The following is a 26,449-nucleotide window of genomic DNA, read 5'->3' as shown; positions in this document are numbered from 1 at the left end:
GAGGAGCTGTCACACTCGTCGTGGCTTGGCCTCATCAGTTTGCGTGTCTGCCATCACCGAATGCGGCCGCTGCACACATGAGACCGCCTCGTCAAAGCTCCCGGCGCGAGCAATCGGCGGCTGATCGAGGCTTTGGCACAGCGATGTCCGGCACTTAAGACCTACAACAAATTGTCTTATGAGTATCGTCAACAAATTTGGATTGTGAAGCCTGGGCTCTAAGCTTAGTCATGTGACGAGCGTCCCGCACCAATGCGAGACGACACTCACCGAGTGCCACGAATATCGGCCTCCACATCAAGCCGACTTCTTGAGTCTGAACTAGCCTCTTCGCAGGATAACCGATGCCTCTCGTCGCGCGCGGCTGATTGACTTCCTCTACTCCAAGGTTTGCGCCATGAAAAAAGATACGCTGCTCGTCCGAAGCGGCCGTGCCGCCACCGGTCCCGTCAACCCCCCGGTATCGCGGGCCTCCACAATCCTGTTCAAGGATCTTGCCGCCTTCGACGCGACGCGCGCCGACCGGTTCGGGGCACTTCGTTACGGTATGCATGGCACTGACACACTATTCGCGCTCGAGCAGGCAATCACGAAGCTCGAGGGCTGCCATCGCGCGATTGTGCTGCCGTCTGGGCTTGCTGCTATTGCGGCCACTCTGACCACCGTCCTTAAGGCCGGTGATCACCTCCTCATGGTGGATACGGTCTACGGACCTACGCGCGCCTTCTGCGATGGCTTGCTGGCGCGAAGCGGCGTCGAGACGACCTATTACGACCCTTTGATCGGCGACGGAATCGCCACGCTGTTTCGTGGCAATACGCGAGCCGTATTCTGCGAAAGCCCCGGCTCGCTCACCTTCGAGGTGCAGGACATACCCGCCATCGCGAAAGCCGCGCACGCAAGATCGATTCCCGTCCTGCTCGACAACACCTGGGCTAGTCCGCTTTTCTTCGACGCGCTCGCTAAGGGGGTCGACATCTCGATCCAGGCCGCAACCAAATATCTCTGCGGCCACTCCGATGTGATGATGGGCACCATCGCCACGACCGAGGAGTGGTGGCGACCAATTCGCGACGTCGTGGCGGACCTGGGCTATTCGACCAGTCCGGATGACTGCTATCTGGTCTTACGGGGCATGCGCACACTCGGTGTGCGCATGCGCCACCAGATGCAGAGTGCGCTCACCGTCGCGCGCTGGCTTCAAACACAGCCGGACGTACTGCGCGTACTGCATCCCGGCCTGCCCGACGATCCGGGGCACACGCTCTGGTCACGCGACTTCAGTGGATCCTCTGCACTTTTTGGCGTCGAGCTTGCCTCCCGTTCTCAGCTCGGGCTGACCGCCTTCATGGATTCGCTGGAGCTGTTCGGGATCGGCTCGAGCTGGGGAGGCTATGAGAGCCTTGCCCTACCGGCCGGCTTCACGCGTACTGACCGCCCATTCCCATTGTCGGGCACTCTGGTGCGGCTGCATATTGGCCTTGAGGATCCTACCGATCTCATTGCCGACCTCACAAAGGCTCTCGCGGCCATGCGAGCGGCGGAGGCCTGTGCAATATGAGCTGGCAGTGGATCGGCGACGAGTCGTTCCGCCGCAAAACTCGCTTCGTGGCGCCCCGTTGTCGTTGCCGCGAACTCGAGCACATTTCACTCCTTCGCAAGACGTCGCGCCGAGGCCAAGCAAACCAAGGAGCGGTAATGAGGTTCAGATAGTCTCGCTTACAGCTGGCGTTAGCATTTTTACCCGAATTTGCGGCGATACTGGCATGATCTCGTGGATTGCGCGCAGCACCATTTTCCCAACGGCGGCTTTGCCGCGCCTCACAGCAAGAACGGTACGAAGGCATCGCGATCTACTGCATGCTTCGATCGGTTCGTACCGTTAATGCAATCGATGATCTTTGTGCTGCAGCAGTGATTGCAGTTCAAGAAGCAAGCGAAATCATGATGTTCAGACACAATCAACTTCCGGCAGCCGACCTGGAGTTCGAAGTCCCGCACTCCCTTTGACAGTGCCGGTTGGCTTAGATTCATTCCTTCAGCGGCGCGAGAAAAGCTGCCCATTCGGGCTATCGCCACGAACATCCGAAGCAAATGAAGGTTGAGGGCCATAATTCCCCATTATCGGCTCATGACAAATTGATACTTTCCAAAATCGCTCGCGCCACGCATATTTTGTTCTCTCTAGGAAACGAGATGTCGGATCAAGTCGATGGCACCAAGAAGTCCACGCCAGCTGTTTCAGCCATTTCAGCGGCATCAGTTCTTCCCGGGATAGTCCTCTGCGCTGCAGTGACTGCAGTAGCGATCAGTCTTCAGATGGCACAGGAATCGAGCTTTGGTCATCCCTACCTAGAAGCGATCGTGATCGCCATTCTCGTCGGAACGGCTATTCGTACCTTTTGGACGCCGGGCACACGCTGGCGAGCAGGCATCGCCTTCAGCGCGAAGCAACTGCTGGAAGTTGCTGTCGCATTGCTAGGTGCCTCGATTACGTTCTCGACGATTGCAGGTTCTGGTCCAATTCTACTGGTGGCGACCGTTTGCGTTGTCATTCTGACCATCGTGATCAGCTACGCGGTAAGCCGATCTCTGGGGCTTTCAAACCGTCTTGCCATTCTAGTCGCTTGTGGAAACTCAATCTGCGGAAACTCGGCTATTGCCGCAGTGGCGCCTCTGATCGGTGCGAACTCCGATGAAATTGCTTCCTCGATCGCCTTTACCGCTATTTTGGGTGTCATCGTTGTTCTCGGATTGCCCCTGCTGATACCGCTGTTTGCTCTTTCGGAGGTTCAATACGGGATACTGGCGGGCATGACCGTCTACGCCGTACCGCAAGTGTTGGCGGCTACAATGCCGGCAAGCCTCGTCAGCACCCAGATCGGTACCGTCGTCAAGCTGGTGCGAGTGATGATGCTAGGACCGGTTGTCGCTTCAATCGCCTACCTGGCACGAGGCCTGCGCACTGACGGGGCGGCGAGACCGTCGAAGCGCAAGCGCTTCGAAGCAGTCCCCTGGTTCATCATCGTGTTTTTCGCGCTGGCGGCATTGCGGTCTCTATCTTTGATTCCCGACAACTTCATCTCGCCTATCCGCTACATCGCCAGCGTCTTGACGGTCCTGTCGATGGCCGCGCTCGGCCTGGGCGTGGATCTTCGCGTCGTCGGACAGGTCGGAGCCCGAGTGACGGCCGCTGTAACGTTGTCGCTCATCTTCTTGATCGCGGTCAGCTTCTGTCTCGTTCGCTACGTGATACCGACCTAGATGCCGTAATGGGCCCTGCTCCGAGCAAGGGGGGATGATGGTGGCTGTCCCCCGATAGATGATGAAACGGGGTCACGACGGTGAGTCGGCCCCAAGCATCTGGAGACAGAGGACAGCCATGGAACAGTATGCCGGAATCGATGTGTCTTTGGAACTAAAGAGCGTATGCGTTGTGGATGGCCAGGATAAAATCGTCGGTCCGGCGAAGTCGCGCCACGAGACTATGAACATGGTTCGCACCTCATCCTGAAGAAGGCGAAGGTCGCGAGCGAACCCGACGCCTTAATTGAATTTTTTAAGACGCCTGGCTTTGCAGTGAAGCGGATCGGGCTGGAGGCTGGGCCACTGTCGCAATGGCTGCATGCGGGGCTAAAGGAGCAGGATACGAAACGGTCCTGCTGGAAACGCGGCATGTGAGGGCCGCATTGTCTGCGATGACGGTGAAGACTGATCGCAAGGATGCGGCGAGATCGCCCAATTGATCCGGATGGGACGGTTCCGGCCGGTACACGCAAAATCAGTCGATGCGCAGGAGATCCGGGCCCTCCTGATCGCACGCAAACCGCTTCTTGGGCGACTGATCGATGTGGAGTTGAGTATCCGCGGGATACTGCGTGGTTTTGGGCTGAAGGTTGGCCCGGTGACACGGAAGAATTTCGAAGCGCGGATCCGGGAGTTAGTTGCAGGTCAGGCGACATTGGAGCGCATTGTTACAGCGATGCTTTCGGCATGATCCGCTTTAAAGGCAGAGTGCGGAAGGCTACACAAGGCTGTGCTGGCAACTGTGCGTGACGATGCGGTCTGTCGCCGGCTGATGACCGTGCCAGGCGTCGGTCCCCTGGTAGCTATCACCTACAAATCGGCGATTGATGACCCCCATCGCATCGCAAAATCGAAGGCGGCAGGCGCGCTGTTTGGGCTCATACCAAAAGAAATACCAGTTGGGGAAAAGGATGTCACGGGCGGAATCACGCTGGCCGGAGACGAGATAGTCCGCACGGTTTTGTATGAGGCTGCCAACGTTCTGCTATCGCGCATCACGCGGTTCTCAAAACTCAAGCGCTGGGGGATGGACGTCGCCAAGCGGCGAGGCTCGAAGCGCGCAAAAGTCGCTCTGGCGCGCAAGCTCGCTGCGATCCTGCATCGGATCTGGGTCGACGGCACAACTTACCGATGGGGAGACGCGGGGCCAATCGCAGCATAGAACACGTCGAGGAGATTAAGAACGCAACCGGGCTGAACTGAAGCCCGGTGCCCGAAGTCCCGTCGCCGGGACGGTGGATCCGGTGAAGCCGTTACACGCCCAGTGGCCGTCATCTGACGAACCACGCGTACCTAGATAGGCTCACCGCTCCCTCTGACAGCATGATGTGGCGGCTAGGCGTTGACCACGGACAGAAGCATGAGCTCGGCGGAGTGACGTTCACTCGGGAGGCTTGACATCATCGGGTCCATTGCAGAAGGGCGTGTACCTATAAAGCCGACGCCGCGAGGCAGTCCTTCTGCCATGAATCCGGTGTCAGGATGTCGGGCACGAAGACCTTACCGCACCTTCCACCGCTGCCAGCCGGCTAAGCACAGCCGCATTCTGCTCTTGATGGGTGAGTATGTAGAATTCATCACGTTCGATGCCCGCGACTATGCGCGACGCGGCCTCGGTAGGTGACATGGGATTATTCCAGACGCGCTCCGCGAATGCAGCTCGTAGTCTTTCCGCCAATTCAGGCGGCGTCCTAGCGGCGGCGCGCAAATGGTCAGGCCGATTGCGCTCGGATTCAAATATGCGTGTTGCGACAAACCCGGGACAGACGACCGATTCCTTTATCGGAAGTCCAAGAGCGGCGAACTCGCCTGCGAGGCTGTCGGATAGTGCAACTACTGCATGCTTGGACGCGGCGTAAGCCGAATTAAATTGAACCGAGACGAGTCCGGCAAGTGAGGCAACGTTAACAACGTGCCCCTCTCCAAGCGCCAGCGTGGGACCATAGCCTGCAATCCGTGAACGACACCGAACAAATTCACGCCGAAAGTCCAGTTGTAGTCCGTTACGTCCGTTAGTTCAGAACCCACCTCAAAGCCGTCTTGCACGAGCTGGTGCTCGGCTGACTTCAATGCGCCAATTTCGACATCGGCAAGCATGATGCGCAACCCGCGTTGAGCCAACTCTCGAGCCAACGCAAAACCGATGCCGCTAGCTCCTCCGGTGATGACCGCTACCTGCCCTTTGCTAACCTTCATGACTCTGCTCCGCCGATGGTGAAAATTTACGTCCGCCGTTTCGATTTGGTTTTGGAAGAAGTTCTTGCGCGCCGTACAGCTGCTGCTTTCGTCGGAATCGATCGGACCACCATACCCTCGATGAGCAGCCGCAGTACGTATTTCAACTTCGCATCTTGGAATGAGTCGGTTGCCAGCATGTGGCGGATGGTCTGGGCGTGGGCGCCGAGGAGGAATAACGCCATATTGCCGGCGTCTTCGTCCTTGCGGATCACGCCTTGTTGCTGGCCTAGCAGCTTTTCCACTGAAACCAGCTTGAAGTGCCCCGAAGCAGCTTGGACAGGTTGGGCTGCTTCAAATCGACCAGTTTGGCGGCTTCGGTCTGCGTGATCTCCCGGTCCGTCATCAGTCGTTTCGGCTGAACAACGAGAGCGGCCTTGAGCTGGTGCTCCTCGGCATTCGGCAGGACCGAGATCGGCGAATATATTCCCGGAGCCGCGGCCTATGGGCGGGTAGCTTCTTCTTCGTGCTCATCATCGGCCTCCCTTTGTTGCCCTGTGGACGGAGAGAGCGCAAGCGCGTTAGGTCTCCTTGCGTCGAACCTGAATTGGCGTTCGCCTTCAAATCGTCCGTCGGCGCACCCAGCGTCTCTGACGAGAGTGACATCGGAAGACCGGCGCACCATACGGGCTTGTCCTGGGTTGTGGGTCCGCCACGTTTCATGCTCGAGGGGACCAGTGCTCAATGGTCTGGGGGCGCACCGGCGCCGTTGCGTGCCGCCGCGAGCGATCCGCGGTCCCGGCCTACAGCATGCGTTTGTGTTCGACCACAGACGTGCGGCTTGTTCCTATCACCACAGGCCTTGTCTGGCAGACAACATCGCGATCGAAAAACCGCCGGGATGCGCATCGCACCCGCTGGCCTAGATCCTGCACACCACACGCAGCGTGGAAGCGACGCCACGACGACGCTCGTTCGAGCTGCGTTGCAGATGGCGCGAGCGTCGTGTGTTTGAGAGGTGATATGGGATCTCGCTACGAGGCGAAGTCCTATCTCAAGGGCATCGCAGATGCTGGCAGTCGACAGCTCCTCCAAGCTCGCCTAGGCGCTACTGCAATATCGGCAGGACAAGCTGCCGATCGACTATATCGAGAAGCGCAATGCCATCGTCGATTCCGTGACGCTGGACGGCGCCAGGCCGGCCGCAAAGCGGCTGTGGGACCAGGGCCTTCTGACTGTCGTCGTCGGCCGCGCCCCGCAGGCCGCGGCGCAGCCGGCCGCAGCGCCGGCGCCGAAGTCGAACTGAAGTGCCTTACGGCTAGTCGCGCTCCATCAATCGAACTCGCCACCTCCATGACTGTTCTCGAAGAGAAACAAGAGAGCCTCTCTTGGACGCTGCTTGATGCGCTGTGCTTCGCCCCTAACTTCTCCAAGGCGACGATGCGCGACCCGCTTGAATTCTTCTATCTCACTGACGAGCGTACGGATTGAGAAATGAGCAAAGTGTGCGTATGCCCCGCCGCCTCCGACAATTGGCCATAGGGGCGGCCGTCGCCGCCCTGGCCTGCACCGGTCCGGCTTCGGGGGCTGACGCGCTGCGCTACCCCTTCGCGGCCGCCGCTCCGAGGATCGATCGGTATGGGTCGACCCAAGTGGAGGACCCTTACCGGTGGCTAGAGGACGACATTCGGACCGCGCCCCGAGTACGCAATTGGGTCGAGGCGGAGAACCGTCTGACGAGGAGATATCTGGCAAGAGTGCCTGAGCGTCGTGCGATCCACCGCAGGCTCGAAGCCCTCCTCAATATCGAGACGGTGAGCGCACCCATGCGTCGGGACAGAGGCAAATTCTTCTTCCGCCGGCGCCCCGGTGATCAACAGGCCGCGCTCTGGATCGTCCGGAGCAACCGTTCAAAGCCCGTGAAACTCATTGACCCGGCCTCGTGGAGCAAGGACGGGACTAGCGCACTCGCTGCCGTCGCCTATGAGCGGACTGGCCGGCTGGTAGCCTATGCGTTCCATGACGGAGGTTCCGACTGGCGCACTTGGCGGGTTATCGATACTGCGACCGGCAAGGTTTTCCCTGACGAGGTGCGCTGGAACAAGTTCGGCGCGGCTGCCTGGGACTACGCTGGTCAAGGATTCTACTACACGCGCTTCCCGAAGCCGCCGAAGGATGAAGAATTCCGCGCCCCCAACGTCGGCGAGCAGCTTTATTACCACCGGCTCGGCGAGCCCCAGGCCAAAGATCGACTCGTGTATGAGAACAAGGCCAACCCGGACCACATGTTCATCGGATCGGTCTCTGCCGACGGTCGCTACCTCATCGTCAACTCAGGGTTCGAAGGTGGTGGGGCGACGCTACTCTTCGAAGACCTGACTCGGCCGAAGGACGGATTCAAACCGATCTTCATTGGGAAGCAGGACCAGCTCGCCAGTAATCGGTTCGTGGCTGTCCAGGGTGCGGTGTTCTACGTGTTGACCAACGAAGGCGCGCCCAACCGCCGTCTGGTCGCCTTCGACCTCGACCGCCTGGGCGACCCGCCACGCATCATCATCCCGGAGACCACAGATCCCCTGCTCGCGGTCACTTGCGGCGGGGAGCGGTTCTTTGCGCACTACTTGCATCACGGGAAGTCGCGGGTTCGTGTCTTCCGTGAAGACGGGGTGCAGGACGGCGAGGTCAGCCTGCCTGGTCCCGGCCTAGCGCGCGGCTTCGCCGGGCTTGAGGACGCGTCTACAGTCTACTTCGAGTACACGAGCTTCGCGACGCCCTTCAGCGTCTATCGTTACGATATCGCGACTCGCAGGGTTGCGCCCGTACGGCGGCCACGAATGCCGGTCAATCCTGCCCACTACGTCGTGGAAGAGACTTTCTACACCACCCGGGATGGCAAGCGCGTCCCAATGTTCCTCGCCTACAGGAAGGGCGGCTTGGTGAAAGGCGCAACGCCGACGTTGCTCTATGGCTACGGCGGCTTCGGCCTGACCTTTCCGCCGGACTTCCGCCCCGAGCAAGTCGCCTGGATTGACATGGGGGGCCTTTTTGCCTTCCCCCAGTTGCCGGGGGACGGCACGTACGGGGAGGATTGGCACCGGGCAGGCATGTTGCAGAACAAACCGGCTGTGTTCGACGCCTTCATCGATGCGGCCGAATACCTCGTGGGCGCTGGCTACACTAACCCTCGGAAACTGGCGGCGCTGGGTTACAGCAATGGGGGCTTGTTGATCGGCGCGACGATCACGAAACGTCCCGACCTCTTCGCTGTCGCCTTCCCGGCTGTGGCTGTCCTAGACCTATTGCGCTTCCCTCAATTCAACAACGGGCGGCTCTGGGCTCGGGAATACGGCGATCCGGAAGATTCCAAGATGTTCCCGATCCTGCGCAGCTATTCGCCCTATCATAACATCCAGCCAGGCCGCCGATACCCGGCCATACTGATCGGGACGGCAGAAACTGACGATCGCGTCGCGCCCATGCACAGCTTGAAGTTCGCCGCGCGCCTGCAAGCGTTGGCCGCCACCGATAAGCCGGTGTTGCTCGAGGTGCAGATGAAGGCCGGACATGGGGCGGGGACGAGGCGATCCTCGGTCGCGAATGAGGCTGCGGATCGGCTCGCCTTTTCGCTCAAGAATCTCTACATGCGCCTGCCACCAGGCTTCGGTCGTCCTTAGTCTTACTGCGTGTGCGCCGGGAGGCCGGCAAGGAGTAGATGGTGAGAGTCCAACACGATGAAAGGAGTAGCGTCCCACATCGGCCCCGAGCCGTGCGGCAGCGTCCGTGAGGGCGTGGCGAAGCGTCGGCAGGGGAGCATGCAGGCCAGCCATTGAGCCGCGAAAGAAGATTATTCCGGGAGCCGATGCTGTACTCAGAGCGGAAGGCGACGCGGACGGGTGCGATAACGCGAGCACCTGGACGTCCCGGCGTGGTCGCAGACCCTGGCATGTATGGACGTTCCTCGCGCGGAAACCGGGAGATCTCGAGGCTGACCGGGGGACGGTTCGGCCGCCCCGGCCCGCACCGGGAGGCCGTGCTTCGACAGAGCCAGGATGGCTGCATTGGTCTCCTCGCGGCGCAAATAGCCCTCATACTGGAGGCGCTCGGCGGCTGTGAACAGCTTGGGATCGATCGTGGCCGCACCGATGACGGTGCGTATCTGGCGCATCGATTTGCGGACGGCATCGAGGAAAGCTCGACTGGCGCTCTCCATTAGATGCCAACGATCTGCGACCTGAACAGCGCGCGGCAGGGCCGTTGCTGCCGCTTCGCCATATCCTCCACCACGGTCGCGGGCGCCGGTCCGGCAGCAGCGTGACGATCCGACGCCTCTCCAGGTTGCAGATGATGCTGGCGTACCGGTGATTGCGCCGCCAGGCCCAATCGTCAATGCCGATGACCCTGAGCGGGTCAGCTGGGGGACGGCTGCGGCGTCGCACTACGCGCAGGAGCGTGTCTTTGCTCACCGGCAGCATTAGCCGTTTTGCGGAGCCGGCTGCCGGTCGGCCACCAAGCGCCAGACCGAGATGATGGACGATAGAGTCCAACCTCGCCGTCCTTCGCGCCGACGGCGCCAGAACCTCCTCGGCGAAACGCTCAGTGAAGATTTGGCGCCCGCACAAGACTGCGTCGCAGCGGAAGCGGCGGGCGATCACCAAGAGCTCTACGACCCGCCCTGCGAGCGGCAGATCGGTCACGCGTCGCCGAGATCGGCTATGAACACGTCGAGAACTATACCGCACGATGGACACAGACCAACGCTTCCGGACGCCCGGACCGCAATAACGGCCTTATCACCTTCGTAGTACGCACTCTCTACAACAAACCCACGCGGCACCAGACTGGAGCGGTGGAGTGCTTGCTGCATGGCGCTGATTCTCCCCCAACCAAAGCGCCAGACATCTCTCAAACTGCATCAAAAGTGAGTCAGAGCCAAATTTGAACGCCGATTGACGGTTGCCCCCATTGCACCGCGCGACCTCGGAAATGCTCGTCTCCGGATCGGCGCTCTCGACCACGATCCGCGCCTTCTCCGCATCGCTCCAACTGCGCCGTCACCTCTCCCCCGTAATCACTTCGATCCGCTGATAGGAGTCGGCATCATGTCTGTCTTGATGCATGGAAAGAGTGTCCCTCGCGTTGTCTAATCCAAGCGCGAGTCTCGCTCATCCCGCCCCCCTAAACCAGGTGGAGTCGTCGTACCGCTATCCAATCAATCGCATCCCAAGCAGAAAATCAGGAGAATCGAGTGAAGAGAGCAATCTGCGCTGCTCTGCCCGCTGGACCTTCGCCGTGACACATCACCATCGCTACTACCATCACCGAGTGTTGCAGCACGTCGAAGACCAGCCCTCGTTCTTCAAGCAAGGTTTCACCGCGTGCAGCGAGCTCGTCAAACGCGCTCGCACAAACATGTTTTGCCGGCCTTCCGCTTTCGGTCTTCGCCGCTCCCAAGGAGGGGGCCTATCACTTTTGGCAGGAGACTGTGGGGGCTGAGGTCAAATACCATAAAAATAAAGGGCAACACCGAAGGATACCAACACCGAAGGATACCAACACCGAAGAATACCAACACCGAAGAATACCAACACCGAAGAATAAGATGACGATATGTACCAAGTACCAGTTGATGAACTGCGCACGACGTCCAGTGCAGCTGTCGGAATAACCCTCAAGGAGGCCGCTTACATATTAGACCAAGCGCAACATCGTCCTCTATTACCTACGGAGCTTAGTGAGTTCATTGGTGCGATCAACTCGCCCGATTTTGAGAAGATTAAGGCGGCGGTTCTTGACTGTTCTGCCAGTATCAGGACGCGGAAGTATGGTCGCTCTGTTACCACGCTGTCTCCCGTGGAAGTCACCAATCGATGTGCATCCAACTGCGATTTTTGCGGCTGGCGCGCCGACAATACGCAAATGGGCCGTCTAGCAATTGATGAGGAAATCGTTGATATTCAAGCTCGATATTTGCTTGAGAAGGGCATAGAGGATATCGAACTAGTTGGTGGCGACGACATTCGATTTGTCCGTGATGCTCTTCCAGTTCTCCTGCGGAGGCTGAGATCGCTTGTCCCTCCAACTAGTGCTCGTCAGCTGTTGTTTTGCACAATGGCACTTACGGAAACGCAATATCAGACGCTGGCTGCCTGCGGCGCTGACGGAATGATAATGTGGCAAGAGACATACGATGAGGCTGTGTATAATCAACATATTTCGCGCCGGCCAAAAGCGTACGGAATCGACGATGATTTCCGTGTTGTGAAGAATGGTAATGGTTTCTTATTCAGGCTGCAGAGTCAGGATCGAGCAGCCAGAGCTGGTCTAAATCTTTCAGCAGGAGCAATGCTCGGTCTAAACAAAGACGTTGCGTTTGACGTGTTGGCGACCGTGCACCACGCAAGGTATCTTTGCACGACGTATGCCCCGTGAGGCCGTTGATTATCGGCATGCCCACTTGGAATAAAATAACAACGCCTGAGACAGATAATCGTCCCGAGCAACTCTTAGACATAGAGGAATGTTTCTCATTCTTCGCTGCACTTTATCTCCTGGCCTTATCGGATCTAAACGTCTGGGTATTCCCCACCTGTCGTGTTTCGATGGCGTCTCATATCGAGGCGGTAAAAGTCGCAGGCGCTTATACGTCCACAGAAGTAAGAACCGGGCCGGGAGGATATTTGGTTAACGCATTGCGAAATGTAGAGCCCAAAGTACGCCAAACTATAATCGACAATATGCACGGCGAATTCGGCAACGAAAAGATCAGTGCAAATGCTCTGGTGAAGCGCCTCGATAGTTTTGAGCAATTCCAACATTATTACTATCCTCACGAGGAGTTTACGCGTGCGCTAGCCGTTGCGGGGATCAGTCTCACAAGGCGTGATGGCGCGGTCGAGCTACCTGCTGTTTAATGGGTTGCGACCAACTGTGGAGCCTGAAGGGGGAGGTTCTCGGTCTGACACGTGGCGTTGCCTCAACGTGGTCGGCGGGCTCCTGAGTTTTCTCCATCAATGGATCGTGGCGCAGCGTCTCATGGTCGTTGAGGTCCTCGTAGCCGAGAGCGATGGCGAATATCCGTTGCCCCACCAGCGTCGCCACCGAATGTTCGACGTGGGCCTGGGATCGCCGATCGACAAAGCATGATGTTGCGCAGCATGCGGATCTCGGCGGCCAGTAAAAAGGCCAATCCGACATAAAGTGGACTGGAGCATGCGAAACTTCTCTTCGCCGGATTCCACTCAATGGGCTGTTCGCAACATTGGCGTTAGCCGCGGCGAATCACCATGCTGTATCTCACCAATGACCTTGAAGCCGTGGCGCTGGTAAAAGGGAATGTTTTCCGGATTTGAGCTTTCGAGATAGGCGGCAGTGCCCTCCGAATCACATCGCCTGAGAGCGTGCTTCATCAGCAATGTGCCAAGCCCCTGTCCGACCCAGTTCGGATCGGTAGCAATGAGAGGCAGATACCAATGTGGCTCGGGTGGATGATGTTCGGTCATTCCAAGCCGAAGCTGCGCCATATCTTCGCTGATCTCCGGACGTAGGGAGTGAGCCATAATTGCGTCGAGTGCCACCTCATTTTGCTCCACGCCGGGCGGCAGCCAGAGCGCCGCGGCGTGCCCCCCTCCCGTCACGTATGCCGTGCCATGTTCGAATGCTCGTCCGCCGCAGGCCTCAACGAACTGAGGCATGCTCGTAAGATATTGGTCTGGAGCAGGCCAGCTCCATCGAGCCAACGGGTCTGCGGCAAAGCCGAGCACCAGTGTCCAGACGGTGGTCGCCTGCATCTTTGCGTGCGCAGATTTGATGTCCGTCTCCGCTGTCATGATGTCTGTTCCAAGTCTCAATCTGGGCGTCAGAGTTGCAAAGCTAGAACGGACGACGAGTCCCTTTGAACGTGCGCAGAAGAGCGCACCAATGGAGGTTTCGTCGACTGCATCTAGTTTCTGTTTCAAGCTCTTCTTTTTTCTCAGACGGTCGCGTTAACGATCCTTGGGGACCAAGCTCGTCAGCGGGTTAACCTTCTGCATCTTCTTGCCGAGCTTAGGTGCTTCCTGGGTCTAGGAGCGTCATCACACCCTTCCTAAGACAGGCTGGCTTGTCCGCGTCGAGCGTCGGCAGCCTGCAACCGCCGCTCGTAGCGAGCGACACAGGGACTTTTTCTAGTTTGCGATGAGAGGAAATCGCGGGTCTACGCTCGGTAGGACAGTTGCGCCTGAATCGTGCTCCCGATTTTGTCGCCGGGCAGTTAGCAAGCCTCGCACGTTGAGGCCGTAGATCAGCAATGGCCTGATGTGATAACATCTGGACTCCAGTGAGCTGTTCTAGATGGGGTCTCTCGTTCAAAACGCGTGCCAACTGCGGGCCTCGGTGAGGCTATCCTTTGAATGTTCGAGCACAGACATTTTCGGCATAAGTGGCGCTTGATCAAGAATCTTCCTCCGACATGTATTCAAACATGTTCGGTCGCGCCGCACCGGCGTTCGCGAAGATGATGTCGACACGGCCGTGCTTTCTCTCGACAAACGCACGCAGTGCTTCAATGTCCGCCATCTTCGAAATATCGCAGCCGATCGCGTCGGCGCCATTTCCGATGCTCGGCGCCGCGGCATCGAGCCTCGCCTGATCGCGCCCGGTGATGATGACCTTCGCGCCCTCGCGTGCGAACAGCTTGGCTGTCGCCAGTCCCATTCCGTCGCTGCCGCCGGTGATGACAGCAACCTTACCACCTAGTTTACCCATATTTCGCCTCCTATTTCGTCCTTTGGCGCACCCGATGTGAACCGCACTATTCATGGAGCTTGATTTGCTTTCCTCCATTTCTGGCGCTCCTTTTGCCTTGGACGGACAGAATGGCAATCGTCTAATTTCCTACGTCGGCATACAGAAATGGATGGCGTGGACCAACCCGAGGAGTGAACGTGGAGCTGCAGTGGGATGGCCTCTGGATCTTTCTCGCGGTTTGCGAGGCCGCAGTTGTCGATCATCCATTTCGGCTTCATCTGGTCGCGCCGGCGCGAGCAGCAGCTTTTGCTCGTTCTAAGGTTGCGAAGTGATCGAGGCCGAGCGTGTGACACTGGCCGCGTCGATATCCTCGTTGCAAACGCCGGAAGCGTTTTTAGGCCTCACGCGCGAGCGCCCTCGCGTCCGGAGTCGCATCGGCGCTCTCCGGTGGACCCTGTTGCGCAACCTTCAAGATGCTTCGCGCCGGAGAAGATCGAGCAGACGCACGCCGCGCGACCATCGACGCCAAGGTCATGATCTGCACGCCCATCTCGGCGCGCGGAGCGACAACGATCCGGCGCATGCCGAATGCAAGCGCCCCCCCCCCCGACGTGATGGTCCGACGCCTTCATCATCGCGGAGGAGTCTTGGTCGCGAGAATGGGCGGCTAGGGGGCGAGCTCTTTTTGCTTCAGAGTCTGACTCAAAATTGCATTGCTGTTTTTATGGCTGCGATGCGCCTTGTCATGAGTTGGACGGAGGCGAGGAAGAGCCAGGCAGTTGCGCTTTCGATGGTTCGCTCGAAGTCCTTGGCCAATCTGCGGTTGCGGCCGAGCCAGGCGAAGGTTCGTTCGACCACCCAGCGGCGCGGAAGCACCTCGAAGCCCTGTGCGGCATCGGAGCGCTTGATGATCTCGACAGTCCACCGGCCGATCTTTCCCAGCACCGCCTTGAGCTTTCCGCCGGCATAGCCGCCATCGGCGAAGATATGGCGCAGCCAGGGGAAGCGGTAGCGAATGCTGCACAGGACATCTGGCGCGCCATCGCGATCCTGGACGTCGGCAGCGTGAACGATCGCGCCGACCAGGAGCCCTTGGGTGTCGGTGACGATGTGGCGCTTTCGACCCTTGATCTTCTTCCCCGCGTCGTAGCCGCGAGGGCCGCCACCTTCGGTGGTCTTGACCGATTGGCTGTCGATCACACCAGCCGTCGGCGAGGCCTCCCGGCCGATCGCCTCGCGCGCCAGCATCAGGAGTGCGTGGTTGATCGATTGCCACAATCCGCTGTCCCGCCATTGGTAGAAATAGTACTGCACCGTGGTCATTGGTGGAAACAGAGTGGGCGGCAGCATGCGCCACGGCAACCCGCCGCGCAGCAGATAGAGCACTGCCTCGACGATGTCCCGATAGCTCCATTTCGGGCGCCGCCCGCGCTTGGCCCGCACAGGAAGCAACCTCTCCAGCACGACCCATTCCGCATCCGTCAAGTCGCTTGGCAAACGCAGCTCCTCTCGGGCAAACTGTGCCCGAGTGATATCAGTCCACATTCTCGATCCCTTTGATGCTTCGCAACACCAATGGAATCAGAACTCGCTGATATCACTCAACTTATTTTTCGGTCGGACACTCAGCATTTTCGCCTCGTCGGTCCCGAGCCAGCTGCGAGTTCACCGATATCCTCGGACCGGGCAGCGAGCCACTCCTGTCCCATCCGGACTGGAAGCGCGACCCCTGCGAGGCCCCGAGCGCTCTCTCCAAGAGGTGCAGTTCGAATGCTGGTCAAGGGCGAACTATAATTCATCAGAATACACCTACAAAAATATCGACTTTGATACTTATAGGAGACTCCAATTAACTCGGTCAGAAAAATAAGGAATGGAGGGGAACTTGGCCGACAAGATTGGGAAAAGCATGTTTGCTGTATTGGCAGCTTCGGCGCTTTTGGGTCTCGCATCGACGGGAACAGTTGACGCGGCATCGCTCCGGGTGGGGGTAAGCGCCGCTGACATCGCAACGCTCGATCCTGCGAGGGCGAGCAACACCCAGGACATGACGATCGTATCCTGGGTTTTCAACGGCCTCGTCCGCTTCGTTCCCGGCAGCGCCGACCCGACCAAGATCGAACCCGATCTGGCGGAGAGCTGGACAAGCTCCGATGACGGCCTGGTCTGGACGTTCAAGCTTCGCAAGGATGTCAAATTCCACCGCGACTACGGTTCGTTGACAGCTGACGATGTCGTCTTCTCCTTGCAGCGTGCGAAGAACCCCGAAACCTCGTCCTACTCGAGCGACTATGCCGCCTTCAAATCAATCGAGGCGATTGATCCGTTGACCGTGCGCATCATGCTGAGCGAGCCCGTTGCTGGCTTCCTGGGCCTCGTCGCCAACTACCATGGCGGAAACATTGTCAGCAAAAAAGCCATCGAAGCGCTCGGCGCCAAATTCAAGGCAAACCCGATCGGGACGGGCCCGTTCATGTTCGACAAGGCTGTTACGCAGCAGTCGGTCTATCTCAAAGCATTCCCTGGCTATTTCCGGGGTGCCCCAAAAATCAACGACATCAGGGTCGATCTCATTCCCTCGGATTCAAGCCGTGAACTTGCCTTCAGATCAGGCGAGCTCGACCTGATTTTCGGTAAGCGCGAACAGCGCTGGGTCGATCAGGCGAAAGCCTGGGACAATGTCGCGGTCGATATTTTCGCCCCAGGCGAATATCGCACCGTCTTCATAATCATGGCCCGCAAGCCTTTGGATAACGTCAAGGTCCGTGAAGCGATCGCTCACGCGATTGATGTAGACCAGATCGTCCAGTTCGTCGGCGCAGGGGTGGCCGTGAAGGGCTGCTCGGTCGTGCCGAACGACTATCTCGGCGAAGACTGCAACTGGAGCTACAATTACGATCCTGAAGCTTCGAAAAAGCTGCTGGCGGAGGCCGGCTTCAAGAACGGTTTAACCTTGTCGGCGGTCGTCTCATCCAACTCCGCTCAGCAGCCTATCATGGAGGTCATTCAGGCCCAGTTGGCAGAAGCGGGGATCAACCTGCAAATGCAGATCGTTGATCATCCGACCTATCACGAACAAATCCGCAAGGATCTGAGCGATGTGGTCTTTTACGGCGCCGCCCGTTACCCCGTCGCAGACAGCTATCTGAGCCAATTTTACCACTCGGATGCGTCGATCGGAAAGCCCACTGCGGTGACGAACTTCGCACATTGCGACGCCGGCGATGCCGATATCACGGCCGCGCGAAAAGCCACGACGGACGAAGAACGTTTGAAACTTTGGTCCGCCGCTCAGAAGAAAATCTACGACCAGGTGTGCGGCGTGCCTCTGTTCAGCCTGATGCAGGTCTGGGTCCATAGCAAAAGTCTAAACTACGGTTACGAACTCAAGGGCTCCTTGAACCTGGCACCCCCAATTACCGAGCAAACAACGATCAACCGCTGACCGGTTTTCCCCGACTGACCTGACCGGAGGCAGTTCCGATATTGCTCAAGGTCGGCGAGTTTTCTCTATGCTGTGAGTTTTGGCGTCTTTGCTGCGGCATGTACTTCTGCCGCGAAATCAGCGACCAGATCGCTCTTTCTCGCACGGATCGGACGGATCAGCACGTAGTCGAAGTCGATGACCGGCGTAAACGGCCTTGATGTGATCCGACCGGCAACGTGCTCTAGGGCCAAAGGGTCGGCTACGGTCACGCCCAATCCGGCCGCAACCAGCTCGGCGACATTCGGGGCGGTCGTTGCCTCGATGGCGATGTTTGGCCTCAGGCCGAACCTTTCAAAGGCGGCATCGACCTTGCTGCGCATCGTTCCCGTCGGCGCGAATGCGATGAAGGGTTCATCCTTGAGATCGATCGGAGACAGGTCTGACAGATCGGAAAGCCTGTGTCCCAGAGGGAGCGCCACCACGGCCGGCGGACATTTTACGCGGTCGACCTGAACGGACGAATGTTCCAGGCCGCTGATGACGAGAGCCAAATCGACACGACGAAGCAGGACGGCTTCCGTCAGAAACTGGGAGCTGCGAGCTTCGATGGAAACAAAAACATCCCGATGCCGCTCTTTGAATCCCGCAACCACGCGGGTGATGAATGGGCCCGACAATGCCGGCATAGTGCCGATCAGCAGGTGGCCATGCTCCTCGCGCCGGATTGCATCCACGGCGCGAGCCAATTGGTGCACGCCGCCGAAAATGCGCTCGACCTCTTCATACAGACGCATTCCGCGCCCGGTCGGCACCAGTCGGCCACTCTCGCGCTCGAACAGCTGCAGCCCAGTATCTGCTTCCAGATCCTGGATGAGCTTGCTTGCTGCTGGCTGCGAGATTCTTAGGACCTCAGCAGCGCGGCTGACGGTGCCACTTTCGACGACAGCCATGAGTGCCTCAAGTTGCCTCAGGCTTGGATCCCTCATTAGTTATAACCCTAGCGAATACGTCATCGAACTAAACGACTTTGACTTTCTACACTCGCTTCCTAGGCTCGACAATAACCAATGGAGATGAGGGTGGACGCGGACGTTATCGTTATTGGGGGAGCCGTTGTTGGAGCCGCACTTGCCTATGGATTCGCCAAGCGGGGACAAGAAGTCATCGTCCTTGATGGAGAAGATCAGGACATGCGCGCGGCACGGGCTAATTTTGGTCTTGTTTGGGTTCAGGGAAAGGGATCGAACGCACCCGCTTACCATCAACTGAGCCGTCAAAGTGCGGACCTATGGCCGGCCTTTCTTCGCGAGTTGACCGAAACGATCGGGATGCGGGTCGACTATTCCCGACCTGGCGGCATGATTTATTGCTTGAGCGAGGCTGAATACGAAGCTCGCGAGGCGCTCAATAAGCGGACGCACAACTACGTGCCGCGGAACGACACGCGAATGGTCGATCGCCGCGAGCTCGAACGAATGATGCCGGCTGTCGGCTTCGGTCCGGAGGTTGTCGGCGCCAGTTATTGTGAGGCCGATGGTCACGTAAACCCATTGCAGCTTCTGGCCGCCCTCCAGCGCGGCATAGTCGCCGCAGGTGGAAAGATCCTTTTTCGCAACACCGTGGAATCGATCGAGCCCGGAACGAGTGGATTTACCGTGAAAGCGGCTCTTGGCACCTATGCCGCGCCGCGCGTTGTGGTTGCCGCAGGTCTCGCGACGCCTGCCCTGACCGATCCTATCGGCTTCAAAATCCCGCTGCGCTCCGAGCGCGGTCAGCTTCTCGTCACCGAACGGCTTCAGCCACTCCTGCCTTATCCCGGCAGTGGCTTGCGACAGACGGCCGACGGTACCGTCATGATCGGCGCGACAAAGGAAGACGCCACCGATCGGGGGGTAACCGTTGCATCGGCGACGACGCTCGCCCTTCGGGCAACACGGATTATTCCGGCACTGGCGTCGGCGCAGCTGGTCCGTCAATGGAGCGGCTTTCGAGTCATGCCTCCCGATGGTTCTCCGATCTACGCCGAATCCGCAGCCCATCCCGGTCTCTTTGCTGCCGCCTGCCACTCAGGGGTGACGCTTGCGGCGGTTCACGCTGCGATCGTCGCTCCAGCAATGCTTGAAGGAAGGCTGTCGACCGACCTGGCCGCTTTTTCAAATGGAAGATTCGATGTTCAAAAGTGTGCGTGAACAGCTCGGCAAACGGTCCGACATGACCGTGCTCGTGAATGGCGTGGAGACGCCCGCCTGGGACGGCGAGACGGTTGCCAGCGTGCTTCTGCGCGTTCCCGGTGCGGGCCGTAGGTCGCCGGTCGGCGGGACGCCAAGGCTGCCTTACTGTCAAATGGGCGTTTGCTTCGAGTGTCTGGCGATCGTGGACGGAATTGCTTCCACTCAAGGATGTCTCGTTCCGGTCCGACCCGGGATGCGAATTGAAAGCCAGCGCGGGCCGCGGGAAATATCACGATGAGTTACGATGTCGCGATCGTCGGCGCGGGTCCAGCCGGTATGAGCGCTGCTATTCGCCTGCGCGAGCTCGGCGCTTCCGTAGTTGTCATCGACGAACAACCTTCGCCGGGCGGACAGATATTCAGAGGGATCGAGCGGAATACCAGTAGTCCTGTTTTCCCGGCGCTCGGCAAAGACTATCAGAAGGGACAGGCACTCGCGGCTGCCTTTCGGGCGTCCGGCGCTGAATACATGCCGTCGACACAGGTCTGGCAGATCGAAGACGGCTGGAATCTTTTTCTGACTGCCGAGGGTAAAGCCCGGCGTATCGCAGCTCGCGCGGTATTGCTTGCCAACGGAGCCCAGGAACGGCCAGTGCCGTTCGCAGGCTGGACCCTGCCGGGCGTGATGACCGTGGGGGCGGCGCAAATCCTTCTCAAATCCGGAGGGATGTTGCCCGAGGGCAAAGTCTGGATTGCCGGGGCCGGGCCGTTGCCGCTCCTCTATGCAACCCAGCTTCTTGACCTCGGGGGTCGCATTGCTGGCTTTCTCGACACTTCGACCCCTCCCCGCCTGTCCGCCTTGAGCCGTCTCCCCGGGGCCTGGCGTGACTTTGACGGCTTGCTCAAAGGCCTGCGATGGCTTCGCGGGATCAAGCGCAGCGGCGTGATGGTGCGGGGCTTCTCAGACTTGCGAGCCGAAGGCAACGAGCGCCTCGAGCATCTGACCTGGGAGGTGGAGGGAAAACGCCATCGCGTCGAAGCGGACGTGCTGTTGGTTCACGAGGGTGTCGTGCCGCGCATTCACGAAACGCTGGCGTTGGACTGCGCCCATCACTGGAACGACGAACAGGGATATCTGGCGGCGAAGCTCGACCGGTGGGGAGAAACCAGCCGCAAAAGTCTTTTCGTGGCCGGTGATGCGAGCGGAATCGGCGGCTGGCTGGCCGCGACCATTTCCGGAGAGATCGCTGCACTCGGCATCGCTGGCCGGCTTGGGATTTCCTCCGAAACAGACAGGCTTCGACAGAGGGTGCCTCTCGATCGACGCCGTGAGCGAGCGCTCGCATTGCGACCGTTCCTCGATGCCATGTATCCCCCTCCGCGGACCCGGCTCGCCGATGACGTCATCGCGTGTCGCTGCGAGGAAGTTACAGCCGGCGCTATTCGAGCCGCCGCACGCACCTGCCCCGCCGATCCCAGCGCGGTAAAGGCTGCGACACGTTGCGGAATGGGGCCCTGCCAAGGGCGCCAGTGCGGCTACACGGTTCAGGCGCTACTCGCAGAGGTCCATGATCTTCCGGTCAGCGAGGTCCGTTTCTTCCATATTCGTCCGCCGTTGAAACCGGTCACTCTTGGAGAGATCGCATCGTTGGAAAAAGCGGAGGGCGCGACATGAGCGCCGACGTCCTGATTATAGGAGGCGGTCTGCACGGCCTTTCCGCCGCCCTTCACGCCGCGCGGCGAGGTGCGACTGTTCAGCTCGTCGAGCGACACTTTCTCGGACGACATGCTTCGGGCGCAACAGCCGCCGGTGTGCGCACCCTCGGTCGGGACGTTGCCGAACTGCCTCTCAGCCTCGAGGCTGCCAGGGACTGGCAGGACATGGAGCGTCTCGTCGGCGACGATTGTGGCTTCGTCGCCTGCGGCCAATTGCAAGTTGCCGAAGACGAGCCGTCGCTGACGAAGATTGAGATGCGTATCAAGCGGCTTCAAGCCATGGGCCATTTCCATGAGCAGATGGTCGGTCCCGATGAAATACGAAGCTTTGTGCCAGGCATATCCGCCCATTGCCTGGGTGGCGCATGGGTGTCCAGCGACGGCTCGGCCGATCCGCATCGAACCATCAGGGCCTTTCGAGATGCAGCCATCCGGGCCGGCGTAAATATCACCGAAGAATGCCTCGTGACGGCCTTGACCCGATCCGCGACCGGTTGGCGAGCCGAGACGTCGCGTGGCGTCTTCGAGGCTGAGACTGTCGTCAACGCGGCCGGTGCCTGGGCGGATCATGTTTCTGAACTTGCCGGTGATCCGCTGCAGCATGCGATCCGCACCTCTATGATGGTGGTGACGGAACGTTCCGCCCCCAGAATCAAGCCCGTCGTAGCGTCATTCGGCAAGAAGCTGTCGTTGAAACAGACCTCTCAGGGGACATTTCTCATTGGAGGCGGTTCTCAAGGGAAACTGGCAGCAGATCGGCAATCGGCCACCGTCGACGTCGTCGCGCTGGCAGCATCGGTGCAAGCAGCGATCCGCGTATTTCCCGAGCTGGAAGACGTACGGATCGTCAGAACATGGGTGGGTATGGAAGCGATGACCTCCGACCACCGTCCAGTCATCGGCTTTTCGCAGCAGGTCGAGGGCTTGATACATGTCTTCGGCTTTTCCGGACATGGATTTCAGCTCGTTCCATCCGTCGGACGGGTCGTCGCTGACTTGATCTGTCAGGGTCGAACCAATCACAATCTCGATGCCTTCTGCGCAAGCCGCGTCTCCATAGAAAGGGTGGCCGCATGATAGGTTATGCGATCCGAAGACTTTTGCTCGCGATCCCCACATTGATCGCCATGCTCACCATGGTTTTTGTACTGGTGCGCCTTGTTCCCGGCGACGCCGCAATTGCCATGCTCGGTGATAGAGCAAGCGGCGCGGCGCTTCAGGCGCTGAGGGTGCAGCTAGGCCTCGACCAACCGATCGGGGTCCAATACCTACATTTTTTGTCGGACATGCTGACCGGAAATTTCGGTCGCTCGATGGTGAGCGGTCGCACGGTGCTCGAAGAGGTAACCCTCGTCCTTCCTTATACACTTGAACTCGCCGCAGCAGCGATGCTGATCGGAACACTACTCGGTCTTCCGTTAGGCGTGACAGCCGCTGTGCGTCGAGACCAGTGGCCCGACTATCTCAGCCGTATTCTATCGCTTGTAGGCCTATCCTTCCCCGGCTTCGTCTCGGCGATCCTGATGCTTTTGGCGTTTGCAGTCTGGCTGCATTGGCTGCCCGTCATGAGCCGCGCCACCAGCGACCCTATCGATCATCTTCGGAATCTATTGCTCCCCGCCCTGAACCTTGGGCTGATCATGACCGCTTATATCGCGCGCGTAACACGCTCCTCGATGCTCGATGTCATGGGCGAAGACTATATTCGCACCGCCCGTGCAAAAGGTGTTCGCCCGCGAAGCCTCATTTTTCGGCATGCTCTTGGCAATGCTCTTATACCCATCGTGACGGTGGTAGGCCTCTATTTCGGGACCCTCATCGGAAATTCTGTGCTCACCGAGATCGTTTTCACACGTCCGGGGCTCGGCAAGCTCATCCTGGGTGCTCTGCAATCCCGTGATTACACGATGCTTCAAGGACTGATGGTGGTCTTCGCAACCTTTGTCATCATCGTGAACACGGTCACCGATCTCATCTACGCCATCGTCGATCCCAGAGTGGGTCTTGCCCAATGACCGACACTATTGTTTCTCAGGCCGCACCGAAGCGGCAGCCGAACCCGGTCTTGACGGCATTCCGTCGCAACCGCTTTTCGTGGCTCGGCATCGGCCTTCTGACACTGATCATTCTGCTCGCCGTTTTCGCGCCGCTCGTCTCACCCTTCAATCCGCTGAAGCAGAATATTCTTCATCGACTAAGCCCGCCTTCCGCCCAGTTCTGGCTGGGAACGGACAGCTACGGACGCGATGTCCTCTCGCGGCTGCTCTACGGAGCACGCATATCGCTGTCGATCGGTTTCTTTTCCGTACTGATCGCAATGGTGATCGGGTCTGCATTCGGGATCCTGGCGGGCTATATCGGCGGTGTGTTCGATCAGATCGTGATGGGTATCGTCGACGTGATGCTGTCGTTTCCGACGCTGCTGTTGGGTCTGATGGTCGCAGCAATGCTCGGCGCCAGCTTCGAAAACCTGATTATTGCGATTGCCATCACCGAAACCGCTCCATTTGCCCGTGTGGCGCGAGCTCCGACGATCGCTGTGAAGCGGCGCGAATTCGTTGAGGCAGGCCGCTCGCTTGGCTTTTCGCCGTCCCGGATCATGGGGGTTCATATTCTTCCGAACATCCTGTCCGACATTGTCGTTGTCGCTTCGCTTTGGATGGCGTCCGCCATTCGCACCGAAGCGTCATTGGCGTTCATCGGGCTCGGCGTTCGACCGCCCACCGCGACATGGGGTGGCATGATCCGTGAGGGTTTCGAGAACATCCTGAGTGCCTGGTGGCTGGTTGTCTTTCCCTCGCTGGCCATCCTTCTGACCGTACTCGCCCTGAACATTCTTGGTGACGCGCTGCGCGACGCGATCGACCCGAAAACAAGGAGCGCGCAATGACGTCGCCCATTCAAGAGGCCGCCGCCGGGCAAATTGCAACATCCGCGCCCCCCGTCCTTTCCGTTTGCGATCTCACGACCTCGTTCAAGGTCGATGATGGCTGGAAAACCGTCATCCGCAATATTTCATTCGACATCGCGCCACGCGAGACGATGGCGATCGTCGGTGAATCAGGTTCGGGCAAATCCGTTACTTCCCTCTCGATCATGCGCTTGCTGGCGCCCCGATCAAGCCGCGTGGACGGCAAGGTTCTGCTGTCCGGAAGAAATCTGCTGTCTCTTCCGGAAGAGGACATGCGCCAGATCCGCGGCAACGAGATTTCGATGATCTTCCAGGAGCCGATGACCTCGCTCAACCCGATCATCCCCATCGGCAAGCAGATCGCCGAAGCACTCACTGTCCATAAGGATATTTCCAAGGCTGACGCCAGAACCGAAGTCCTCAGGCTGCTTGAAAAGGTTCAGATTCCGAACGCCAAGGGTCGATACGACGAATATCCGCATCAATTTTCCGGAGGCATGCGCCAGCGCGTGATGATCGCGATGGCGCTCGCGTCGAAGCCGAAACTCCTGATCGCCGACGAGCCGACGACAGCGCTGGATGTGACCATCCAAGGCCAGATTCTCGACCTGATCAAGACCCTACAGGAAGAGGAAGGAACGTCGGTCCTCTTCATTACTCACGATATGGGTGTCGTGGCGGAATTGGCTGACAGAACCATCGTCATGTTTCGTGGAGATGCGGTCGAAACCGGCGCGACGGCCGACATCTTCCACCGCGGGAAGCATCCATACACGCGCGCGCTGCTTTCGGCCGTACCGCGCCTCGGTTCGATGGGCGATCGGAAGCTGCCGCTGCGTTTCCCGATCCTGGACACGAAGACTGGCGAACAACAGGTGCTTCCCGACGTCGCCGATACAGTCGCTAGAAGCAAGGCGCCGATCCTCGACGTCAAAGACCTGACGATGCGCTTCAATATCCGCTCCGGGCTGTTCGGCCGCAAAGCCGGGGCGGTACATGCAGTTGAAAACGTGTCTTTCAATCTGCTCGAGGGCGAGACGCTGTCGCTGGTAGGGGAGTCGGGATGCGGCAAGTCCACCGCCGGCAGATCCATTACGCGACTGGTGAAGCCAACGGGCGGAAGTGTGGTGGTTGATGGTCAGGACGTGATGAAGCTTGACCATTCCGCACTTCGCAAAATGCGACGCTCGATCCAGATGGTGTTCCAGGATCCGTATGCCTCGCTCAACCCGCGCCTGAGCATCGGATCGGCGCTGGTCGAGCCGTTTATTCAACATCGGCTTGGCTCAGGCGTACAAGCTCGCGACAAGGCTGCAGTCTTGATGGAAAAGGTCGGGTTGTCGCCAGATATGATGCGGCGGTTTCCTCATGAATTCTCCGGCGGGCAACGCCAGCGCATCGCGATCGCCCGTGCGCTCATGCTGGATCCGAAAGTCATCGTTGCCGATGAAGCGGTGTCGGCACTCGACGTGTCCATCAAGGCGCAGGTCTGCAACCTGTTGCTCGATTTGCAGCAGAGCCTCAATTTGGCTTTCCTCTTCATCTCCCACGACATGGCCGTTGTTGAGCGGGTGAGCCACCGTGTGGCGGTCATGTATCTCGGCGAGATCGTTGAGATCGGGCCGCGCGCGGCTGTGTTCGAAAATCCGCAACACCCCTACACAAGAAAGCTCATGGCGGCGGTACCGGTGCCGGATCCCGCGCGGCGCAGGATCCGGCGGGGCATCGCCGGTGACGAATTGAGGAGCCCGGTCAGACCGATCGGATATGAACCACCTGCAAGAAAGTACCGGGAAGTGTCGGAGGGGCATCTGGTCAGGGTGAACGAAGCCGATTGAGGCCACCCTGTTCTACGCGTCGTGTCGAATGCGACCGCGTGCCTGGAAGTTCGTGTCAAACGAACGCGACCGAATTTCGCACAAGCTCAGAGGCGGCGCTGGTCGGCGCCCCTAAACTCCGGCGCAATCTCCCTATCGAAGCATCAACTCAAACATTACACCGGGGTTGCACCCGCAGCGGA

Annotated in this window: 23 protein-coding genes and 5 pseudogenes; 16 read left to right on the top strand and 12 right to left on the bottom strand. The window is 59.1% G+C overall.

From position 1 onward, the window contains the following. Positions 1 to 397: 397 nt before the first annotated feature. On the top strand, positions 398 to 1,561 hold the full coding sequence (metC, locus tag NLM33_RS34645) for a cystathionine beta-lyase (RefSeq protein ID WP_254103019.1): 1,164 nt from the start codon (positions 398 to 400) through the stop codon (positions 1,559 to 1,561). Between the two features lie 260 nt (positions 1,562 to 1,821). On the opposite strand, the gene NLM33_RS34640 is transcribed toward metC, so the two are convergent. After that, positions 1,822 to 2,112, bottom strand: coding sequence for a LysR family transcriptional regulator (locus tag NLM33_RS34640; protein WP_256570573.1), 291 nt, complete (start codon positions 2,110 to 2,112; stop codon positions 1,822 to 1,824). Positions 2,113 to 2,196: 84 nt separating this feature from the next. On the opposite strand from NLM33_RS34640, the gene NLM33_RS34635 reads away from it, so the two are divergent. Both NLM33_RS34635 and NLM33_RS34630 read left to right on the top strand, forming a co-directional pair. Further along, positions 2,197 to 3,264 carry a YeiH family protein gene (locus NLM33_RS34635; RefSeq protein WP_254103017.1) on the top strand — a complete coding sequence of 356 codons (1,068 nt, stop codon included), beginning with the start codon at positions 2,197 to 2,199 and terminating at the stop codon, positions 3,262 to 3,264. Between the two features lie 118 nt (positions 3,265 to 3,382). After that, positions 3,383 to 4,468 (top strand): annotated as a pseudogene (locus NLM33_RS34630) (IS110 family transposase). A gap of 315 nt (positions 4,469 to 4,783) precedes the next feature. Here the strand turns inward: NLM33_RS34630 and NLM33_RS49755 are convergent. Genes NLM33_RS49755 through NLM33_RS34615 form a run of 4 tightly spaced genes read right to left on the bottom strand, consistent with a single transcriptional unit; the run spans position 4,784 to position 5,887 of the window. Next, the gene (locus tag NLM33_RS49755; RefSeq protein ID WP_371930147.1) at positions 4,784 to 5,239 is read right to left on the bottom strand and encodes an SDR family NAD(P)-dependent oxidoreductase; all 456 of its coding nucleotides are present in this window, start codon (positions 5,237 to 5,239) and stop codon (positions 4,784 to 4,786) included. Beyond that, positions 5,140 to 5,502, bottom strand: coding sequence for an SDR family NAD(P)-dependent oxidoreductase (locus NLM33_RS34625; RefSeq protein ID WP_254103016.1), 363 nt, complete (start codon positions 5,500 to 5,502; stop codon positions 5,140 to 5,142). Before NLM33_RS34625 ends, NLM33_RS49755 begins: the two co-directional genes overlap by 100 nt. A 26-nt stretch (positions 5,503 to 5,528) precedes the next feature. Beyond that, entirely contained in the window at positions 5,529 to 5,786 is a 258-nt protein-coding gene (locus tag NLM33_RS34620; protein ID WP_254103015.1) for a hypothetical protein, read from the bottom strand. Continuing rightward, positions 5,771 to 5,887 (bottom strand): helix-turn-helix domain-containing protein, encoded by a 117-nt coding sequence (locus tag NLM33_RS34615; protein WP_254103014.1) that lies wholly within the window; start codon positions 5,885 to 5,887, stop codon positions 5,771 to 5,773. The genes NLM33_RS34620 and NLM33_RS34615 overlap by 16 nt, the downstream gene beginning before the upstream one ends. A 632-nt stretch (positions 5,888 to 6,519) precedes the next feature. On the opposite strand from NLM33_RS34615, the pseudogene NLM33_RS34610 reads away from it, so the two are divergent. The 3 genes and pseudogenes from NLM33_RS34610 to NLM33_RS34600 all read left to right on the top strand — a co-directional run. Beyond that, positions 6,520 to 6,787: pseudogene (locus NLM33_RS34610) on the top strand (insulinase family protein); the annotation flags it as partial. 47 nt (positions 6,788 to 6,834) lie between these two features. Continuing rightward, entirely contained in the window at positions 6,835 to 6,972 is a 138-nt protein-coding gene (locus NLM33_RS34605; RefSeq protein WP_254103013.1) for a hypothetical protein, read from the top strand. A gap of 20 nt (positions 6,973 to 6,992) precedes the next feature. Beyond that, a complete protein-coding gene (locus tag NLM33_RS34600) occupies positions 6,993 to 9,155 on the top strand; it encodes a prolyl oligopeptidase family protein (RefSeq protein ID WP_254103012.1) in 2,163 nt (720 codons plus the stop codon). Positions 9,156 to 9,496: 341 nt separating this feature from the next. Here the strand turns inward: NLM33_RS34600 and NLM33_RS34595 are convergent. Both NLM33_RS34595 and NLM33_RS34590 read right to left on the bottom strand, forming a co-directional pair. After that, positions 9,497 to 10,345: pseudogene (locus NLM33_RS34595) on the bottom strand (transposase family protein); the annotation flags it as partial. Continuing rightward, positions 10,272 to 10,520: pseudogene (locus NLM33_RS34590) on the bottom strand (hypothetical protein); the annotation flags it as partial. The pseudogenes NLM33_RS34595 and NLM33_RS34590, both read right to left, overlap by 74 nt. Before the next feature lie 568 nt (positions 10,521 to 11,088). Here NLM33_RS34590 and NLM33_RS34585 point away from each other — a divergent pair. Then, entirely contained in the window at positions 11,089 to 11,910 is an 822-nt protein-coding gene (locus NLM33_RS34585) for a hypothetical protein (RefSeq protein WP_254103010.1), read from the top strand. After that, positions 11,907 to 12,392 (top strand): hypothetical protein, encoded by a 486-nt coding sequence (locus tag NLM33_RS34580; protein WP_254103009.1) that lies wholly within the window; start codon positions 11,907 to 11,909, stop codon positions 12,390 to 12,392. The genes NLM33_RS34585 and NLM33_RS34580 overlap by 4 nt, the downstream gene beginning before the upstream one ends. A 79-nt stretch (positions 12,393 to 12,471) precedes the next feature. On the opposite strand, the pseudogene NLM33_RS49750 reads toward NLM33_RS34580, so the two are convergent. The 4 genes and pseudogenes from NLM33_RS49750 to NLM33_RS34560 all read right to left on the bottom strand — a co-directional run. Next, a pseudogene (locus tag NLM33_RS49750) lies at positions 12,472 to 12,624 on the bottom strand (transposase); the annotation flags it as partial. 95 nt (positions 12,625 to 12,719) lie between these two features. Next, complete coding sequence (locus NLM33_RS34570) at positions 12,720 to 13,436, bottom strand: GNAT family N-acetyltransferase (protein ID WP_371930012.1); 717 nt, start codon at positions 13,434 to 13,436, stop codon at positions 12,720 to 12,722. Positions 13,437 to 13,908: 472 nt separating this feature from the next. Next, complete coding sequence (locus tag NLM33_RS34565) at positions 13,909 to 14,301, bottom strand: SDR family oxidoreductase (RefSeq protein ID WP_254103008.1); 393 nt, start codon at positions 14,299 to 14,301, stop codon at positions 13,909 to 13,911. A gap of 606 nt (positions 14,302 to 14,907) precedes the next feature. Next, a complete protein-coding gene (locus NLM33_RS34560) occupies positions 14,908 to 15,750 on the bottom strand; it encodes an IS5 family transposase (RefSeq protein ID WP_254099474.1) in 843 nt (280 codons plus the stop codon). 340 nt (positions 15,751 to 16,090) lie between these two features. Here NLM33_RS34560 and NLM33_RS34555 point away from each other — a divergent pair, with 340 nt between their 5' ends. Then, on the top strand, positions 16,091 to 17,650 hold the full coding sequence (locus NLM33_RS34555; protein ID WP_254103007.1) for an ABC transporter substrate-binding protein: 1,560 nt from the start codon (positions 16,091 to 16,093) through the stop codon (positions 17,648 to 17,650). A gap of 65 nt (positions 17,651 to 17,715) precedes the next feature. Here NLM33_RS34555 and NLM33_RS34550 read toward each other — a convergent pair whose 3' ends face one another. Then, positions 17,716 to 18,618: a LysR substrate-binding domain-containing protein gene (locus NLM33_RS34550; RefSeq protein WP_256570572.1), complete on the bottom strand. Its 903-nt coding sequence runs from the start codon at positions 18,616 to 18,618 to the stop codon at positions 17,716 to 17,718. An 87-nt stretch (positions 18,619 to 18,705) separates the two neighbouring features. On the opposite strand from NLM33_RS34550, the gene NLM33_RS34545 reads away from it, so the two are divergent. From NLM33_RS34545 to NLM33_RS34515, 7 genes are read left to right on the top strand one after another with little or no spacing between them, the layout of a single operon-like run. Beyond that, the gene (locus NLM33_RS34545; RefSeq protein ID WP_254106051.1) at positions 18,706 to 19,821 is read left to right on the top strand and encodes an FAD-binding oxidoreductase; all 1,116 of its coding nucleotides are present in this window, start codon (positions 18,706 to 18,708) and stop codon (positions 19,819 to 19,821) included. Beyond that, the gene (locus tag NLM33_RS34540; RefSeq protein ID WP_371930011.1) at positions 19,790 to 20,101 is read left to right on the top strand and encodes a (2Fe-2S)-binding protein; all 312 of its coding nucleotides are present in this window, start codon (positions 19,790 to 19,792) and stop codon (positions 20,099 to 20,101) included. The genes NLM33_RS34545 and NLM33_RS34540 overlap by 32 nt, the downstream gene beginning before the upstream one ends. Next, positions 20,098 to 21,477, top strand: coding sequence for an FAD/NAD(P)-binding oxidoreductase (locus NLM33_RS34535; RefSeq protein ID WP_254103005.1), 1,380 nt, complete (start codon positions 20,098 to 20,100; stop codon positions 21,475 to 21,477). The genes NLM33_RS34540 and NLM33_RS34535 overlap by 4 nt, the downstream gene beginning before the upstream one ends. Then, on the top strand, positions 21,474 to 22,595 hold the full coding sequence (locus tag NLM33_RS34530) for an FAD-binding oxidoreductase (RefSeq protein ID WP_254103004.1): 1,122 nt from the start codon (positions 21,474 to 21,476) through the stop codon (positions 22,593 to 22,595). Before NLM33_RS34535 ends, NLM33_RS34530 begins: the two co-directional genes overlap by 4 nt. Beyond that, positions 22,592 to 23,533 (top strand): ABC transporter permease, encoded by a 942-nt coding sequence (locus NLM33_RS34525; RefSeq protein ID WP_254103003.1) that lies wholly within the window; start codon positions 22,592 to 22,594, stop codon positions 23,531 to 23,533. Before NLM33_RS34530 ends, NLM33_RS34525 begins: the two co-directional genes overlap by 4 nt. After that, a complete protein-coding gene (locus NLM33_RS34520) occupies positions 23,530 to 24,408 on the top strand; it encodes an ABC transporter permease (RefSeq protein ID WP_254103002.1) in 879 nt (292 codons plus the stop codon). The genes NLM33_RS34525 and NLM33_RS34520 overlap by 4 nt, the downstream gene beginning before the upstream one ends. After that, complete coding sequence (locus NLM33_RS34515; RefSeq protein WP_254103001.1) at positions 24,405 to 26,267, top strand: ABC transporter ATP-binding protein; 1,863 nt, start codon at positions 24,405 to 24,407, stop codon at positions 26,265 to 26,267. Before NLM33_RS34520 ends, NLM33_RS34515 begins: the two co-directional genes overlap by 4 nt. The last annotated feature ends 182 nt before the right edge of the window (positions 26,268 to 26,449 follow it).

Origin of the sequence: Bradyrhizobium sp. CCGUVB1N3 (assembly GCF_024199925.1) — a bacterium.
Classification (GTDB): domain Bacteria; phylum Pseudomonadota; class Alphaproteobacteria; order Rhizobiales; family Xanthobacteraceae; genus Bradyrhizobium.
The sequence above is the reverse complement of the archived record's forward strand: the minus strand, read 5'-3'. Positions and strand labels throughout refer to the sequence as shown.